Genomic DNA, 14,034 nt, shown 5'->3' with positions numbered 1-14,034 from the left:
GTTATGGTGATGCGAATGCTGCGAAGATAGCGCGATGAACCCGGCGCTGATCCTGTTACCCGATTTCCTGCTCATCCTGTCCGGCTTTGCGCTGCGCCGCAGCGGCATGCTGTCGCCGGCATTCTGGGCCGAGGCGGAAAAATTCGTCTACTTCATCCTGTTCCCGGCGCTGCTGTTCCGCGCGCTGGCGCGGGCCGAGCTGGATTTTGCCGCCAGCCTGCCGATGCTGGCCAGCGGCCTGCTGTTCACCGGTGCCGGCTTCCTGCTCGGCTGTGCCGCCCGGCCGCTGTTCCGCCTGCCGCAGGCCTCGTTCGCCGCCGGCAACCAGGGCGCCTACCGTTTCAATACCTACGTCGCCTTCGCGGTGATGGGCAGCCTCGCCGGCACCCCCGGCATCGCGGTGATCGCGCTGCTGTGCGGCGCGATGGTGCCGGTGGTCAACCTGATGGCGGTGTGGCAGCTGTCGCAGACCAGCCAGCAGGGCATGCTGTACGAGCTGGCGCGCAACCCCATCATCTGGGGCATCAGCAGCGGCCTTGCGGCCAACGTGTCCGGCCTGCCGGTGCCGCAGCCGCTGTTCGCCGCCATCGACCACCTCGCCGCCGCCGCGCTGCCGCTGGGGCTGATCACCGTCGGCGCCGGACTGCGCTTTTCCTCGCTGGCCAGCCACTACGCGCCGCTGCTGTACTGGAACGGCATCAAGCTGTTGCTGCTGCCGCTGATCGCCGTCGCCACGGTGCAGCTGTTCGGGCTCTCCGGCGTCTACCGTCAGGCGACGCTGGTGATGAGCATGCTGCCGACCGCGACCTCCGCCTACATCCTCGCGGTGCGCATGCGGGGCGACGGCGAGCTGGCCGCCGCGGTGGTGACCACCTCGACGCTGGCGGCGATGCTGAGCCTGCCGCTGATGCTGAGCCTGCTGTACTAGTCAATTGTCGCGCGCCGGGCCACAGGCCGGGCGCCGACAATCCATCCTGCCGCAAAACGCCGCCGCGGTGTAGTTAAACTACACGTACTGTTGCAGCTACACACACTGCCTTGCATCAAGGTTGGCCGCAACGCTCGTGCTAAAATGCGCGCCATCTTTCCATTTGCCCGTGCAGGATCGCCGTCCATGAACAAACTCGTCATCGCCAGCCGCGAAAGCAAACTTGCCATGTGGCAGGCCGAACACATCAAGGCCCGCCTGGAGGCGCTGTACCCGCAGCTCACCGTGGAAATCCTCGGCATGACCACCCAGGGCGACCAGATCCTGGACAAGACCCTGTCCAAGATCGGCGGCAAGGGCCTGTTCGTGAAGGAGCTGGAACTGGCGCTGCAGGAAGGCCGCGCCGACATCGCCGTGCACTCCATCAAGGACGTGCCGATGAACCTGCCGGCGGGCTTTGCGCTGGCCGCGATCTGCGAACGCGAAGACCCGCGCGACGCCTTCGTGTCCAACACCTACGCCAGCCTGCACGAGCTGCCGGCCGGCGCGGTGGTGGGCACCTCCAGCCTGCGCCGCGAATCGCAGATCCGCGCCCGCTTCCCGCACCTGACCATCAAGCCGCTGCGCGGCAATGTGCAGACCCGGCTGCGCAAGCTGGACGAGGGCGAGTTCGACGCCATCATCCTCGCCGCCGCCGGCCTCAAGCGCCTAGAGCTGGCCGAGCGCATCCGCGCCGAGCTGGCGCCGTCGGAGAGCCTGCCGGCCGTCGGCCAGGGCGCACTGGGCATCGAGATCCGCGCCGGCCGTGACGATCTCATGACCCTGCTGGCGCCGCTGAACCACGCCGACACCCACGCCTGCGTCACCGCCGAGCGCTCGCTGTCGCGCGTGCTGGGCGGCAGCTGCCAGATCCCGATCGGCGGCTTCGCCACCATCACCGACGACGTGATCACCCTCGGCGGCTTCGTCGCCCACCCGGACGGCTCGGTGATGCTCACCGCCAGCGCCAGCGCGCCGCGCGACTACGCCGACGCGCTCGGTCGCGCGGTGGCCAAGAAGCTGCTGGAGCAGGATGCCGGCCCGCTGATCGAGGCCGTGATCGCCGAACAGGCCGCCAAGTAAGATGCCGGCCACGCCGCGGCCAACCTTGCTGCCCACCCTGCTACTGGTCCGGCCGCAGGCACAGGCGGCACAGCAGGCGCAGCGACTGGCTGCCGCCGGCATCGCGGCGCTGCCGTTCTGCGTCGAGGACACCGTCGCCGACGACGCCGCGCTCTTGGCGCTGCCGCAGCAGGCCGCGGCGGCCGACTGGCTGGTCTTCGTCAGCCCGTCCTGCATCGAACTCGCGTGGCCACACCTCGCCGCCTCGCCGCTTGCGGCCAGGCTTGCCTGCGTCGGCCGCGCCAGCGCCGACAAGCTGGCCGCGCTCAGCGGCCGCGCGGTGCTGCATCCGCCGCACGGCAACGACAGCGACGCCCTGCTGGCGCTGCCGCCGCTGCAAGAGCTGGCCGGGCAAACGGTCCTGATTGTGCGCGGCGACGGCGGCCGGCCACAACTTGGGGAAACCCTCGCCCGCCGCGGCGCGCGGGTGCGCTACGCGGAGGTCTATCGCCGCGTGCCGGTGGCGGCCGACTGGGCGCTGTTCGACCGCCTGGCTGCCAGCAATCCGGCGCTGCTGATCACCTCCAGCCACAGTGCAGAGCTGCTGTTCCGCCAGGCCGGCGCCACGCGCCAGCGCACGCTGCTGGGCTGCCGTTTCATCGCGCTGCACCCGCGCATTGCCGCCACCCTGCAGCAGCTGGGCGTGGCACGGCCGCTGCTGGCCGCCGACGAGACGGCGCTGCGCGCGCTGTTTGCCGCCCGCCAGCCCTAGCCGCTGGCCGCACCGGGACGGCGCGGTTACAATGCCACGGTTCTGTTAAGATTTGTTTCGTGGCCGCCGCGCCGCGACGCAGCACGGCAGGACGCAATGATTCCGGCGCAGATGCCGCCATATTTCGAGCAAACACGGCCACGCCTCTTGGCTGGGCCACACTCCGGTTCTCCGTCATCCATGAGCGAAGCCACTCCAGTTGAAAACGGCAGCAGCAAGCCGAACAAACCACCCGTCAACCTTGCGCTGATCGTTGCCGTCGTCGCGCTGGGCCTCACCGGCTGGCAGTACCTGGATACCCGCCAGCAACTGAACAAGGCGCAGCAGGCGCTGGCCGAACGGCTGGCCGACGCCGGAGGCAGCACCAAGGCGCTGCAGAACCAGGCCGAACTGACCCAGGCCAGCACCCGCGAGCTGCAGGCCAAGCTGGCGCTGGTCGAGGCCCGCGTCAACGAGTCCGCCGGCCAGTACGCCACCCTCAGCGGCATGTACCAGGAGCTGACCAAGGACCGCAGCGACTGGCTGCTGTCCGAGGTGGAGCACACCCTCGGCGTCGCCAGCCAGCAGCTGCAGCTGGCCGGCAACATCAGCGGCGCGGTGTCGGCGCTGGAAGGGGTGCAGACGCGGCTGTCGCACTTCGACAATCCCGGCCTGATCGGCGTCAAGCGCGCGGTGGCCAAGGATCTGGAAACGCTGAAGGCGCTGCCCTACCTCGACACCGTCGGCCTGACCGTCAAGCTGGACACGCTGATGCTGGGCGCCGAGACGCTGCCGCTGGTGATCGACCATCACCGCCTCGACGGCAAGCCGGTGGCGCAGGCCAGCGTGGCCGCCGATGCGCCGTGGTGGTCGCGCCTGGCCGGCGAGCTGACACAGAGCCTGGGCGACCTGGTGCGCATCCGCCGCATGGACAAGCCGGAGGCGTTGCTGCTGTCGCCGGAGCAGGCGTTCTTCCTGCGCGAGAACCTGAAAATGCGCCTCCTGGACGCGCGTCTGGCGCTGATCCAGCGCGACGGCGCCACCTACCAGGCCGATCTCGCCGCCGCCGGCCAGTACGTCGCCCGCTACTTCGACCGCGACGCGCCGACCACCCGCCAGTGGCAGGCGGTGCTGTCCGAGCTGGCCGCGGTGCGACTGAGCGTGACGCTGCCGGACCTGTCTGCCAGCCTGAAAGCCGTGCGCGAAGCGCAGGGCAACAAAGGGGAATAAAGCGTGAGATTCGTATTCTGGGTCGTCGGGCTGTTTGCCCTCGCGGTGCTGATTGGCCTTGCCTCCACCATCAACACCGGCTACGCCATCCTGTTCGTGCCGCCGTACCGCATGGAGGTGTCGTTCAACTTCCTGATCCTCGCCATCGTGCTGCTGATCCTGGTCGCCTACGGCGTGCTGCGCCTGCTCGGCATTGCGGCCAACCTGCCGCACGAGGTGCGCACCTACCAGCGCCAGCGCAAGCTGAAGGCGTCGCGCCACGCACTGCGCGAGGCGGCGATCGCGATGTTCGAAGGCCGCTTCCAGCGTGCCGAGCGCGAGGCGCTGAAGTCGATCGACGACGAGTATTCCGATGAAAACCGCGGCCTCGCGCTGATGATCGCCGCGCGCAGCGCCGCCAGCGTGCAGGACTTGGAGCGCCGCGACGGCTATCTGGCCCGGCTGGAAGACATGCCGGAACGCATCCAGCTGGCGCGCCACATGCTGGAAGCGCAGATCCGCCTCGACGGCAAGCAGCCGCTGGAGGCGCTGGCCGCCGTCGAGCGCGCGCGCGCCATCTCCAGCAACCTGACCTCGGCGCTGCGGCTGGAGCTGAAGATCCGCCTGATGCTGAAGCAGCCGGAACACGTGCTGACGCTGACCGAGAAACTGCTGAAGGCCGACGCGCTGGAAGCGGAGCAGGCGCGCCGCTACCGCCTGGCCGCCTACCGCCAGCAGCTGGCCAGCTTCAGTAGCGAGCGCGAGATCCGCGACTGGCTGAAGCGCATCCCCGGGGTCGAGCGCCAGAACCCGGCGCTGGTCGCCGACATCGCCAACCAGCTGATCAAGCTCGACGCCTACGACATGGCGGCGGAGCTGATCGCCGGCGCGCTGTCCGACGACGAACAGGCGACACCGGAGCTGGCGCGCGAGCTGGGCCTGCTGGCCGAGCACATCGACAGCCCGCGCCGGCTGACGCTGCTGCGCGACGCGGAAAACTGGCTGAAATCGCGGCCGCGCGACCACCTGCTGCTGCTGTCGCTGGGTCGCCTCGCGCACGCCGAACAGCTGTGGGGCAAGGCGCAGAACTATCTGGAAGCCAGCCTGTCTATCCAGCCTACCCTGTGCGCCCACGCTGAGCTGGCCAAGCTGCTGCAGGCGATCGACAAGCCGGAAAAAGCCGAACGCCACTATCAGGACGCACTGAAGATCGCGCTGGAGAACGGCTGCTGATGAAACCCCTGGTCCGTAGCGTACTTGCCCTCGCCTGCAGCCTGTGGCTGGGCAGTGCGCTGGCCGACGCGCTGCTGATCGACGTGCGCAGCCCGGAAGAATACGCAGAGCGTCACCTGCCGGGGGCCACGTTGCTGCCGCTCGACCGCATCGGCGAGGAAATTCCACGGGTGGCCCCGGACAAGAGCACCCCGATCCAGCTGTACTGCCGCACCGGCAACCGCTCCGCGAAAGCGCAGCTGCTGCTACAACAGCTCGGCTACCGCCAGGTCGACAACTTGGGCAGCCTGGAACAGGCCGCCGACACGCTGAAGCTGACGCCCCGGCCCTGAACCCGGCGCCCGGATGACCGGCTCCGAATGGCAATCAACACTGCGGCCAACCTTGCTCAAGGTTGGCCGCAGTGCTTTGTGCGGGGCTTATCTGGCCGGCCGGCGCTAGCCCGGCGCCGGATAACCGAGCAGCGCCAGCTCCGCCGCGTCCAGCAGCCGCCATTGCCCCTCCACCAGATCGCCGAGCGCCAGCTCGCCCATCGCGATGCGGTGCAGCTGCTCGACACGGTTGCCGGCGGCGGCGACCATGCGCTTCACCTGGTGGTACTTGCCCTGGGTGATGCTCATGTTGAAACGGTGCGTGTCCAGCTGCTCGACCTGCGTGGCCGCCAGCGGCGCGCTCTCGTCGTGCAGCAGCACGCCGTCGCGCAGCTGCTGCAGCAGTTGCGGCGTGACGGCGTGGCGGGCGGTGACCTGGTAGCACTTGGGGATAAGTTTGCGCGGCGAGCTCAGACTGTGGACAAACTGGCCGTCTGTGGAAAACAGCAGCAGCCCGGTGGTGTCGACGTCCAGGCGGCCGACGGCGGCGATGCCGAGATTGGCGAACTGCCACGGCAGCAGGCGAAACACGCTGAGGTGGTGCTGCGGCTGGTGCGAGGTCTCGTAGCCGGCCGGCTTGTGCAGCATCAGGTAGCAGGGCAGCGCCAGCACCGGCCACGGCTCGCCGTCGACGCGCAGCGTGCGGATCGCCGCCGGATCCACCGCCATGCGCCAGTCGGACGCGACCACGCCGTCCAGCTCGACCAGGCCGTAGTCCACCAGCTCGCGGCAGGCCTTGCGCCCGCCGAAGCCCTGTTGTTGCAAGAATCGATACAGTTCCATGGTGCGCATTCTAGCATGTCGCCCCGTCCGCCGACCCCGCCAGACCGCCATGCCGCGCCCCGCCATGACAGATAAGTTCATCTTTTTGAACGGATAATTCTTTAAAATCGACGCGGCAGCTTACAGATATTGATTAAAAGCATGGTACAATTTCCGATTGCTTTTTTAAAAAATAACCGATCAGGATATTTGCCGCATGGCACCGCTGGACACCCCGACCCTTCTCACCGCCATTGCCCTGGTCTACGGCATTGGCGGCGTGATGGTGTACGCGGGGCGTGACCGGCTGACCGGCCGCGGCATCGAGGCGTTCTGGCTCGGCGGCTCGCTGCTGATGGCGGCGCTGATGCTGTACCTCGCCTTTCCGCCCGCCATCCTGCCGGCTGGCGACATCGGTACCTGGCTGCTGCCCACCGCGCTGCTCACCGGCCTGAAGAACGAACTGCTGGGCCAGGCGGTGGCGCGACTGACCGAAGGCCGCCGCGCGTGGTGGCACGGCGCGCGGGCCTCGGTGGCGCAGGCCGCGCTGCTGCTCGGCGGCGTTGTGCTGCTGCCGCAGGCCGCATCGCGACAGGCGCTGTTCCTGCTGGTCAGCGCCTGGTTCTTCGCCGGCATCGCCCACCAGCTGCTGCACAAGCACCACAAGCGCGGCCCGGCGGCGCTGCTGCTGGGCGGCGCCAGCGCGCTGTTCGGTCTCTACCTGCTGGCCTATGCCGCCAGCGCCAGCCAGCCGGCCGCACCGTCGCTGCTCAGCTGCCCGACGCTGCTGCTGCTGACCCTGCTCAGCGCGGTGATGCTGCAACTCGGCTTCATCCAGGTGCAGCGCGAGCTGCAATACCGCCAGCTGAGCAAGCTGGCCGCGCTCGACCCGCTGACCGGCATCTTCAACCGCCGCACCTTCTTCGACCTGGCGCTGCGCCAGTACGCGCTGCACGCCCGCCAGCAGCGCTCGCTGGCGCTGCTGATGATAGACCTCGACCACTTCAAGCGCATCAACGACACCTACGGCCACCGCAAGGGCGACCAGGCGCTGCGCGCGGTGGCCGACCACATCGCCGACGAGGTGCGCCAGGGCGACATCTTCGCCCGCATCGGCGGCGAGGAATTCTGCCTGCTGCTGCCGGACACCGACGCCGCCGGCGCGCGCCAGGTGGCCGACAAGCTGTGCCGCGCGCTGAACCGCATCCTGCTCGATCCCGCCGACCCGGCCACGCAACTGACCGCCAGCATCGGCGTCGCCAGCGGCACGCCGCAGCCCGGCGCCAGCTGGAACCAGCTGTTCGACAGCGCCGACCGCCGCCTGTACCTGGCCAAGTCCGGCGGCCGCAACCGCGTGGTCGACCGCGACAGCCCCGTCCCGAACTGAGCACCGGCGACAGCCCATCGCGCTACCGGCAGCCCGCCGGCCACGGACGGCAAGCGCCACCCTGGGCACGCTCGTCCCTTGTGGCCATGCCACGAGCCAGGCCGACCACCGCCGCCGGCAACAGCACTCACCTGCCCGGCAGCCCCCTCCCTCAGAACCTGTTCACGACCTGCGGCGACTGATCTCACCTTGGGCGAGACGGCGTTAAAAACGGCTTCGGCATGCGGGTTTATATCCAGATAAACGCCGCTTCCTCAGCCGTTTTCGCCTTGTCCCGCGTGAGCGCGAGAGATCGTGAACACGTTCCTGCGCCCGGAGCAGCGGACTGCGCTCGCGCCGCACCGATGACAGCCGCCCCTTGCAAGCAGGATGCAAGGCCATACCCGGCTGCGGCCAACCTTGCCGTGGCGTTGCCGCCAGCGCGCATTGGCGCCACAGCAGCGCCGCCCAGCCCGGCGACACCGCTCGCCACCTCACGGCCTTGGCGCTCACGACTTCGCCACCGGCACGGGCCGATGCGCGGCGGTGACGCGACAGCGCCCGTCCTCCGCCACCGCCGCCACACCCGTACGGCAATACCCGGCCCGCCACCCGACAAACGCAATTTATAACGTATTTAAATCATGTATTTCATTACATACATTACAAAATCGGGTGGACAACGCCCGCCATCCAGCTGTGGCCCTCCGGAAACCCGTCTCCAAAACACGCTGTTCCGCAGCCGGATTGCACATTCACAAAGCGCCCGCCATCCAGCACAATGTTTCGACCGGAACAAGGAGACACCATGAGTCACGTGCAGCTGGACATCGCCACCCTCGACGACTTGCCGCAGATCGTCGCCATCTACAACAGCACCATCGCCGGGCGCATGGTGACCGCCGATCTGGAGCCGGTCAGCGTCGACAGCCGCCTGCCATGGTTCCACGCGCACAACGCCACGCGCCGGCCGCTGTGGGTGGTGCGCGAGCAGGACACGGTCATCGCCTGGGTCAGCCTGTCCGACTTCTACGGCCGCCCCGCCTACAACGGCACCGCCGAGGTCAGCATCTATCTGGCGGAAAGCTGCCGCGGGCGCGGCATGGGCAGCCGCCTGCTGCAGCAGGTACTGGATATCGCGCCGCAGTACGGGGTGGAGAACCTGCTCGGCTTCGTGTTCGGCCACAACCAGCCCAGCGTCGCGCTGTTCCAGCGCCACGGCTTTGCACAGTGGGCGCACTTCCCGCGCGTGGCGGTGCTGGACGGCGTGCACCGCGACCTGATCATCTTCGGCAAGGCGCTGACCTGAGCCGGCCACACCCGACCGCAAGTCACTGATAATGCAGTCTTTATAGCAGGAGTCCGCGATGCTGAGCCCCGACCAGATTTTTGCCTTCCTCGCCGCCGCGATGCTGATCACGCTGTCGCCGGGACCGGACAACCTGATGGTGCTGAGCCTGGGCATCGCGCGCGGGCGGCGTCACGGCATGGTGTTCGGGCTGGGCTGCGCGCTGGGCTGCCTCAGCCACACCCTGCTGGCCGCGGCCGGCATCAGCGCGCTGCTGGCGGCGTCGGCCACCGCCTTCCTCGCGCTGAAGCTCGCCGGCGGTCTGTATCTGGTGTGGCTGGGGGTGCAGGCGCTGCGCAGCCGCGGCCGCCAGTGGCAGGGCGCCGGCCAGGGCCCGCAGGACGGGCTGGCGGCGCTGTTCGGCAAGGGGCTGCTGGCCAATGCCATCAACCCCAAGGTGGTGCTGTTCTTCCTCGCCTTCCTGCCGCAGTTCATCGTCGCCGGCAGCGGCGCCGTCGCCTGGCAGACGCTGCAGCTGGGGGTGCTGTTCACGCTGCAGGCGGCGCTGCTGTTCGGCCTGCTCGGCTACTTTTCCGGTTACGCCGGGCAATGGCTGATGACCACGCCGCGGCGCAGCATGTGGCTGGACCGCCTCGCCGGCGCCGTGTTCGTCGCGCTCGGGCTGCGCCTGATCCTCAGCCGCTAAGAACCTGTTCCAAGTCTCGCGAGCTAGAGCGAGACCAGGCAAAAACGGTAGAGGAAGCGGGGTTTATCTGGATATAAATCCGCACGCCGAAGCCGTGTTCAACGCCGTATCGCCCCATTGAGATCAAGTCGCAGCAGGCATTGAACAGGTTCTAAGCACAAAAGCCATGCGGCCAACCCTGGGTCAAGGTTGGCCGCATGGCTTTTTTCCTGCCGTCAGGCACGGTGCGAAGGCGGTTTAGCGCCCGGACAATCAGGCAAGAGCGCCGACGAAAGCCGGCGTTGGCAGCAGAAAACGCCCGTTCACGGCATTGCCCACGCTATCGCGCCGGCTAGTCGCGATCGACGGGCGCCGCGTCGGCGGCGTGGCGCTGGCTACGGAACCACTTTGCGGCGCTGCCCGTCCACGCCAGGTACAGCGCCAGCGCGTCCAGCAGCAGCACCAGCGCGTCGGCGCCGTGCTGCCACCACGGCATGGCCTCCGCCAGCTGGCTCAGCCACGCAAACAGCGACAGCAGCAGCCAGCCGCTGAGCACCAGCCGCGCCCACGGCCGCGCGCGCGCCAGCTCCCACACCACCCACGCCGACAGGCCGTAGGCCAGCACCACGAAGGCCAGCAGCCGCGCCCATTCCGCCGGCGGCAAGGCGCTGCCCGGCCACAGCCGCTCGCCCAGCTGCGTCACCGCGCCCAGCAGCAGCGACAGCCACAATAACTGCGCGCTGCGACGCAGGCGCAGCGGTATTTCGGCAAACCCGAACCGGTATTCCATGACATAGACTCACTCAGACCCGAAGCGCGCATTACATCGCGTTGCACGCCCCGCTGCAAATCGTCATGCGGCGGCGCAAAACTTCATGCGAGAATCCCTTTATCGCGACTTCGTCACCCTGCGTATGCCCACCCTCCCGCGCTTTTCCCTGTCCAGCCTCACCGTCAAGACGCTGCTGCTCAGCGCCGCGCTGTGCCTGCTGCTACTCGGCCTCGGCGCCATGGAGCTGGCGTCGTCCTACCACGGCGCGCTGAAGCAGGGCTTCAACCAGGCCCGCGTCACCAACCTGCTGCTGGCAGAGTGGATCCAGCGCGAATTCCGCGAGATCGACCTGATCCAGAGCGCGCTGGCGCGCCAGCTCGGCGAGGCCGACTTTGCCGCCACCAGCGACGGCCCGGCGCGCAGCGCGCTGGAGACGCGGCTGGTGCGCGCCATGCACGGCATGCCGCAGGCCTACGACCTGATCCTGGTCGACCGCAACTGCAAGCTGGTGCTGTCGTTCAAGGTGTCGCCCGGCTTCGACGCCAGCGAGCGCAGCTACTGCAAGGCGATGCTGGCCAACAACCGCGACGACCGCTTCGTCAGCGAACGCTTCCACACCATCGCCGGCGACGACGTGGTGCTGGCCACGCAGCGGGTGCGCGGCGACGACGGCAAGGTGATCGGCCTGATCGGCAGCGCGGTGCGCGTCGAGCACTTCCAGACCCAGATCAACCGCGCCATGGTCGGCAACCGCTACGACGTGCTGATCTTCGCCGACAAGCAGCGCCAGCTGCTGGCACGCCAGCCGATGCTGCCGAAACTGCCGACGCAACCGGTGCCGGACCCGGAAGCCGAGGCGATGATCCGCAAGCAGCAGAGCGAGGCGCAGTACGAGATGACCTCGCCCTTCGACGGCCGCCGCCGCCTGCACGCCACGCGCCAGATCGAACACCTGCCGGTGATCGTGTCGGTCGGCATCGACAAGGAAACCCTGCTGGAGCCGTGGTGGAGCAAGCTGGTGCTGTTCATCGCCAGCTGGGGGGTGATGGTGCTGCTGATCGTGTACGCCACCCGCCGCTACCTGCACAACGTGGCGCTGAGCGAGGCGCTGTCCATCCGCAGCGCGGCGATCGACTACGCCGCCGAGGCCATCGCCATCGCCGACGGCAACGGCGTGGTGCAGTACATCAACCCGGCGTTCCGCGACATGACCGGCCACCGTCTCGACGAGGTGCGCGGCCGGCGCCAGCTGGCCGAGCTGCTGCTGGAACAGCAGCCGGAGCTGCAGGAGCAGCTGGCGCAGGCGATCCACGACGGCAAGAACTGGCGCGGCGAGCTGAGCAGCACCCGTCCCGACGGCCACCACTGCGTCGAGACGGTGTCGGTGGCGCCGGTGCGCGACCAGTACAACGAGCTGCTCCACATCGTCGCCATCAAGTACGACATCAGCGCCGCCAAGAAGCTGCAGGCCGACCTGGAGCGCCTCGCCAACACCGACGAGCTGACCGGGCTGTACAACCGCCGCCAGTTCCTGCAGCGCGCGCAGGAGGAGATCGCGCGCGGCCAGCGCTGGCAACGGCCGCTGTCGCTGGCGATGCTGGACCTCGACTTCTTCAAGCACATCAACGACCGCTACGGCCACGGTTTCGGCGACGAGGTGCTGCGCCGCTTCGCCTCCTGCATCCAGTTCAACGTGCGGCTGGAAGACGTCTGCGGCCGCCTGGGCGGCGAGGAGTTCGCCATCCTGCTGCCGGACACCGACCGCTACAACGCCAGCCTGATCATGGAGCGGGTGCGCGAGGCGGTGGAACAGATCCGTCTCGACAACCCGCTGGGCGGCGAGGCGGTGCGCTTCACCGTCAGCATCGGCATCAGCGAGCTGTACCCGGGCGAGGAAACGCCGACGCCGCTGATCGCGCGCGCCGACGCCGCGCTATACCTCGCCAAGCAGGAAGGCCGCAACTGCGTGCGTACCGGCTGAGAACCGGTTCCCGTTCCGGGACCTGCGGCCAACCCTGGCCGCAGGCCGTCGTCTGATCCACGTCAAACCTGCTTGCCGCCGGCGCCGCTGTGTCCTGCCGATCGCGCCGCTCTGTGCCTGTTGCCCCCCGCCAACGCCGCCTAAGCTCGGGCATCGTTTCTCTTCGGGTCCGCATCATGGCAACGCCCCTGCACTTCGTCTCCAGCAAAGTCTACCCCCGCCTCACCGGCGGCCGTTTCAACACCCTGCGCGTCGCCTTCGTGCTCGTCACCCAGCTGATCTACTTCGGCCTGCCGTGGCTGAACTGGAGCGGGCAGCAGGCGACGCGCTTCGATTTCGACAGCATGCGCCTGTACCTGTTCGGCCTCACCCTGCTGCCGCAGGACTTCATCTACCTAGCGGCGGCGCTGATCGTGGCGGCGCTGGGGCTGTTCCTGTGGACGATGCTGGCCGGGCGGCTGTGGTGCGGCTTCTCCTGTCCGCAGACGGTGTACACCGAGATCATGATCTGGATCGAGCGCTGGGTGGAGGGCCCGCCCAACCAGCGCCGCAAGCGCGACGCCGCACCGTGGGGCGCGGAGAAAGTGCTGCGCAAGGGCAGCACGCAGCTGCTGATGGCCGCGTTCTCGCTGTGGACCGGCTTGACCCTGGTCGGCTATTTCACGCCGATGCGCGAGCTGGCGGCCAACCTCGGCGCCGGTCACATCGGGGTGTGGGAGGCGCTGTTCGCGCTCGGCTACGGCGGCTTCACCTGGCTCTTGGCCGGCGTGCTGCGCGAGCAGGTGTGCAAGCACATGTGCCCGTACGCCCGCTTCCAGGGCGCGATGTTCGACCGCGACACGCTGCTGGTGGCCTACGACGAGCAGCGCGGCGAACCGCGCGGCGCGCGGCGCAAGCAGCACGCCATCATCCCGATTGCGGCCAACCTTGGCCGCGCCGACAAGCCGCAGGGCGCCTGCGTCGATTGCGGGCTGTGCGTGCAGGTGTGTCCGACCGGCATCGACATCCGCGCCGGCCTGCAGTACGAGTGCATCGGCTGTGCCGCCTGCATCGACGTCTGCGACGAGGTGATGGACAAGACCGGCCAGGCGCGCGGCCTGATCCGCTTCAGCACCCAGCACGCGATGGCGCAGCAGCAGCCGCTGCCGTCGCTGCGGCAGCGCCCGCGCGCGCTGGTCTACGGCGGCCTGCTGCTGGCCATCGTCGCGCTGTCGGCCACCGGCCTCGCGCTGCGGGTGCCGTTCAAGGTCGACATCCTGCGCGACCGCGCGGTGATGCAGCGCGAGAGCAACGACGGCTACATCGAGAACGTCTACAACGTGCGCATCATGAACACCGAGCGCGACAGCCGCCGCTACCGGTTACAAGTGGAAAGCGCCGGCCTGGTGCGGGTGGAGGCGCCGCCGCTGCAGGTGGCCGGCGACAGCGTCAGCAGCTTCAACGTCGCGCTGGTCGCCGATCCGGCCGTGCTGCCCAGCGGCAGCCACACCGTCGGCGTGCGCATCGTCAACCTCGACGACCCGAGCCAGGTGCTGCACGAGGAAGCACGGCTGCTGATGCCGTAAGCGACAAGGTTGGCCGCAGCGC

13 protein-coding genes are annotated in these 14,034 nt (G+C 68.5%); 11 read left to right on the top strand and 2 right to left on the bottom strand.

What is annotated here, in order from left to right; all coding sequences use genetic code 11:
* The first annotated feature begins 34 nt into the window (after positions 1-34).
* From IE100_RS06075 to IE100_RS06050, 6 genes are all read left to right on the top strand, one after another.
* Entirely contained in the window at positions 35-928 is an 894-nt protein-coding gene (locus IE100_RS06075) for an AEC family transporter (RefSeq protein ID WP_189373215.1), read from the top strand.
* 186 nt (positions 929-1,114) lie between these two features.
* Complete coding sequence (hemC, locus tag IE100_RS06070) at positions 1,115-2,050, top strand: hydroxymethylbilane synthase (RefSeq protein ID WP_189373214.1); 936 nt, start codon at positions 1,115-1,117, stop codon at positions 2,048-2,050.
* Position 2,051: 1 nt separating this feature from the next.
* Entirely contained in the window at positions 2,052-2,801 is a 750-nt protein-coding gene (locus IE100_RS06065; RefSeq protein ID WP_189373213.1) for a uroporphyrinogen-III synthase, read from the top strand.
* Between the two features lie 180 nt (positions 2,802-2,981).
* Complete coding sequence (locus IE100_RS06060; RefSeq protein WP_189373212.1) at positions 2,982-4,010, top strand: uroporphyrinogen-III C-methyltransferase; 1,029 nt, start codon at positions 2,982-2,984, stop codon at positions 4,008-4,010.
* 3 nt (positions 4,011-4,013) lie between these two features.
* Positions 4,014-5,222 carry a heme biosynthesis HemY N-terminal domain-containing protein gene (locus tag IE100_RS06055; protein WP_189373211.1) on the top strand — a complete coding sequence of 403 codons (1,209 nt, stop codon included), beginning with the start codon at positions 4,014-4,016 and terminating at the stop codon, positions 5,220-5,222.
* Positions 5,222-5,554 (top strand): rhodanese-like domain-containing protein, encoded by a 333-nt coding sequence (locus IE100_RS06050; protein ID WP_189373210.1) that lies wholly within the window; start codon positions 5,222-5,224, stop codon positions 5,552-5,554. Before IE100_RS06055 ends, IE100_RS06050 begins: the two co-directional genes overlap by 1 nt.
* Positions 5,555-5,659: 105 nt before the next feature.
* Here the strand turns inward: IE100_RS06050 and IE100_RS06045 are convergent, their stop codons facing one another.
* Positions 5,660-6,376, bottom strand: a complete 717-nt coding sequence (locus IE100_RS06045) for a pseudouridine synthase (protein ID WP_189373209.1) — start codon at positions 6,374-6,376, stop codon at positions 5,660-5,662.
* Positions 6,377-6,572: 196 nt separating this feature from the next.
* On the opposite strand from IE100_RS06045, the gene IE100_RS06040 reads away from it, so the two are divergent.
* From IE100_RS06040 to IE100_RS06030, 3 genes are all read left to right on the top strand, one after another.
* Positions 6,573-7,742: a GGDEF domain-containing protein gene (locus IE100_RS06040; RefSeq protein WP_189373208.1), complete on the top strand. Its 1,170-nt coding sequence runs from the start codon at positions 6,573-6,575 to the stop codon at positions 7,740-7,742.
* Positions 7,743-8,529: 787 nt separating this feature from the next.
* Positions 8,530-9,030 carry a GNAT family N-acetyltransferase gene (locus IE100_RS06035; protein ID WP_189373207.1) on the top strand — a complete coding sequence of 167 codons (501 nt, stop codon included), beginning with the start codon at positions 8,530-8,532 and terminating at the stop codon, positions 9,028-9,030.
* 58 nt (positions 9,031-9,088) lie between these two features.
* Positions 9,089-9,715 (top strand): LysE family translocator, encoded by a 627-nt coding sequence (locus IE100_RS06030; RefSeq protein WP_189373206.1) that lies wholly within the window; start codon positions 9,089-9,091, stop codon positions 9,713-9,715.
* Positions 9,716-10,046: 331 nt separating this feature from the next.
* Here IE100_RS06030 and IE100_RS06025 read toward each other — a convergent pair whose 3' ends face one another.
* Entirely contained in the window at positions 10,047-10,484 is a 438-nt protein-coding gene (locus IE100_RS06025) for a hypothetical protein (RefSeq protein ID WP_189373205.1), read from the bottom strand.
* 85 nt (positions 10,485-10,569) lie between these two features.
* Between IE100_RS06025 and IE100_RS06020 the strand changes: the two genes are divergently transcribed.
* Both IE100_RS06020 and ccoG read left to right on the top strand, forming a co-directional pair.
* Positions 10,570-12,447 carry a diguanylate cyclase gene (locus IE100_RS06020; RefSeq protein WP_189373204.1) on the top strand — a complete coding sequence of 626 codons (1,878 nt, stop codon included), beginning with the start codon at positions 10,570-10,572 and terminating at the stop codon, positions 12,445-12,447.
* A gap of 176 nt (positions 12,448-12,623) precedes the next feature.
* Positions 12,624-14,012 carry a cytochrome c oxidase accessory protein CcoG gene (gene ccoG, locus IE100_RS06015; protein WP_189373203.1) on the top strand — a complete coding sequence of 463 codons (1,389 nt, stop codon included), beginning with the start codon at positions 12,624-12,626 and terminating at the stop codon, positions 14,010-14,012.
* The last annotated feature ends 22 nt before the right edge of the window (positions 14,013-14,034 follow it).

This window comes from Vogesella alkaliphila (assembly GCF_014652475.1).
Lineage (GTDB): Bacteria > Pseudomonadota > Gammaproteobacteria > Burkholderiales > Chromobacteriaceae > Vogesella > Vogesella alkaliphila.
The sequence above is the reverse complement of the archived record's forward strand: the minus strand, read 5'-3'. Positions and strand labels throughout refer to the sequence as shown.

Coding starts and splice junctions, on each gene's coding strand:
- IE100_RS06075 (WP_189373215.1), top strand. CDS start 35: ATGAACCCGGCGCTGATCCTGTTACCCGATTTCCTGCTCATCCTGTCC.
- hemC (WP_189373214.1), top strand. CDS start 1,115: ATGAACAAACTCGTCATCGCCAGCCGCGAAAGCAAACTTGCCATGTGG.
- IE100_RS06065 (WP_189373213.1), top strand. CDS start 2,052: ATGCCGGCCACGCCGCGGCCAACCTTGCTGCCCACCCTGCTACTGGTC.
- IE100_RS06060 (WP_189373212.1), top strand. CDS start 2,982: ATGAGCGAAGCCACTCCAGTTGAAAACGGCAGCAGCAAGCCGAACAAA.
- IE100_RS06050 (WP_189373210.1), top strand. CDS start 5,222: ATGAAACCCCTGGTCCGTAGCGTACTTGCCCTCGCCTGCAGCCTGTGG.
- IE100_RS06045 (WP_189373209.1), bottom strand. CDS start 6,376: ATGGAACTGTATCGATTCTTGCAACAACAGGGCTTCGGCGGGCGCAAG.
- IE100_RS06040 (WP_189373208.1), top strand. CDS start 6,573: ATGGCACCGCTGGACACCCCGACCCTTCTCACCGCCATTGCCCTGGTC.
- IE100_RS06035 (WP_189373207.1), top strand. CDS start 8,530: ATGAGTCACGTGCAGCTGGACATCGCCACCCTCGACGACTTGCCGCAG.
- IE100_RS06030 (WP_189373206.1), top strand. CDS start 9,089: ATGCTGAGCCCCGACCAGATTTTTGCCTTCCTCGCCGCCGCGATGCTG.
- IE100_RS06025 (WP_189373205.1), bottom strand. CDS start 10,484: ATGGAATACCGGTTCGGGTTTGCCGAAATACCGCTGCGCCTGCGTCGC.
- IE100_RS06020 (WP_189373204.1), top strand. CDS start 10,570: ATGCGAGAATCCCTTTATCGCGACTTCGTCACCCTGCGTATGCCCACC.
- ccoG (WP_189373203.1), top strand. CDS start 12,624: ATGGCAACGCCCCTGCACTTCGTCTCCAGCAAAGTCTACCCCCGCCTC.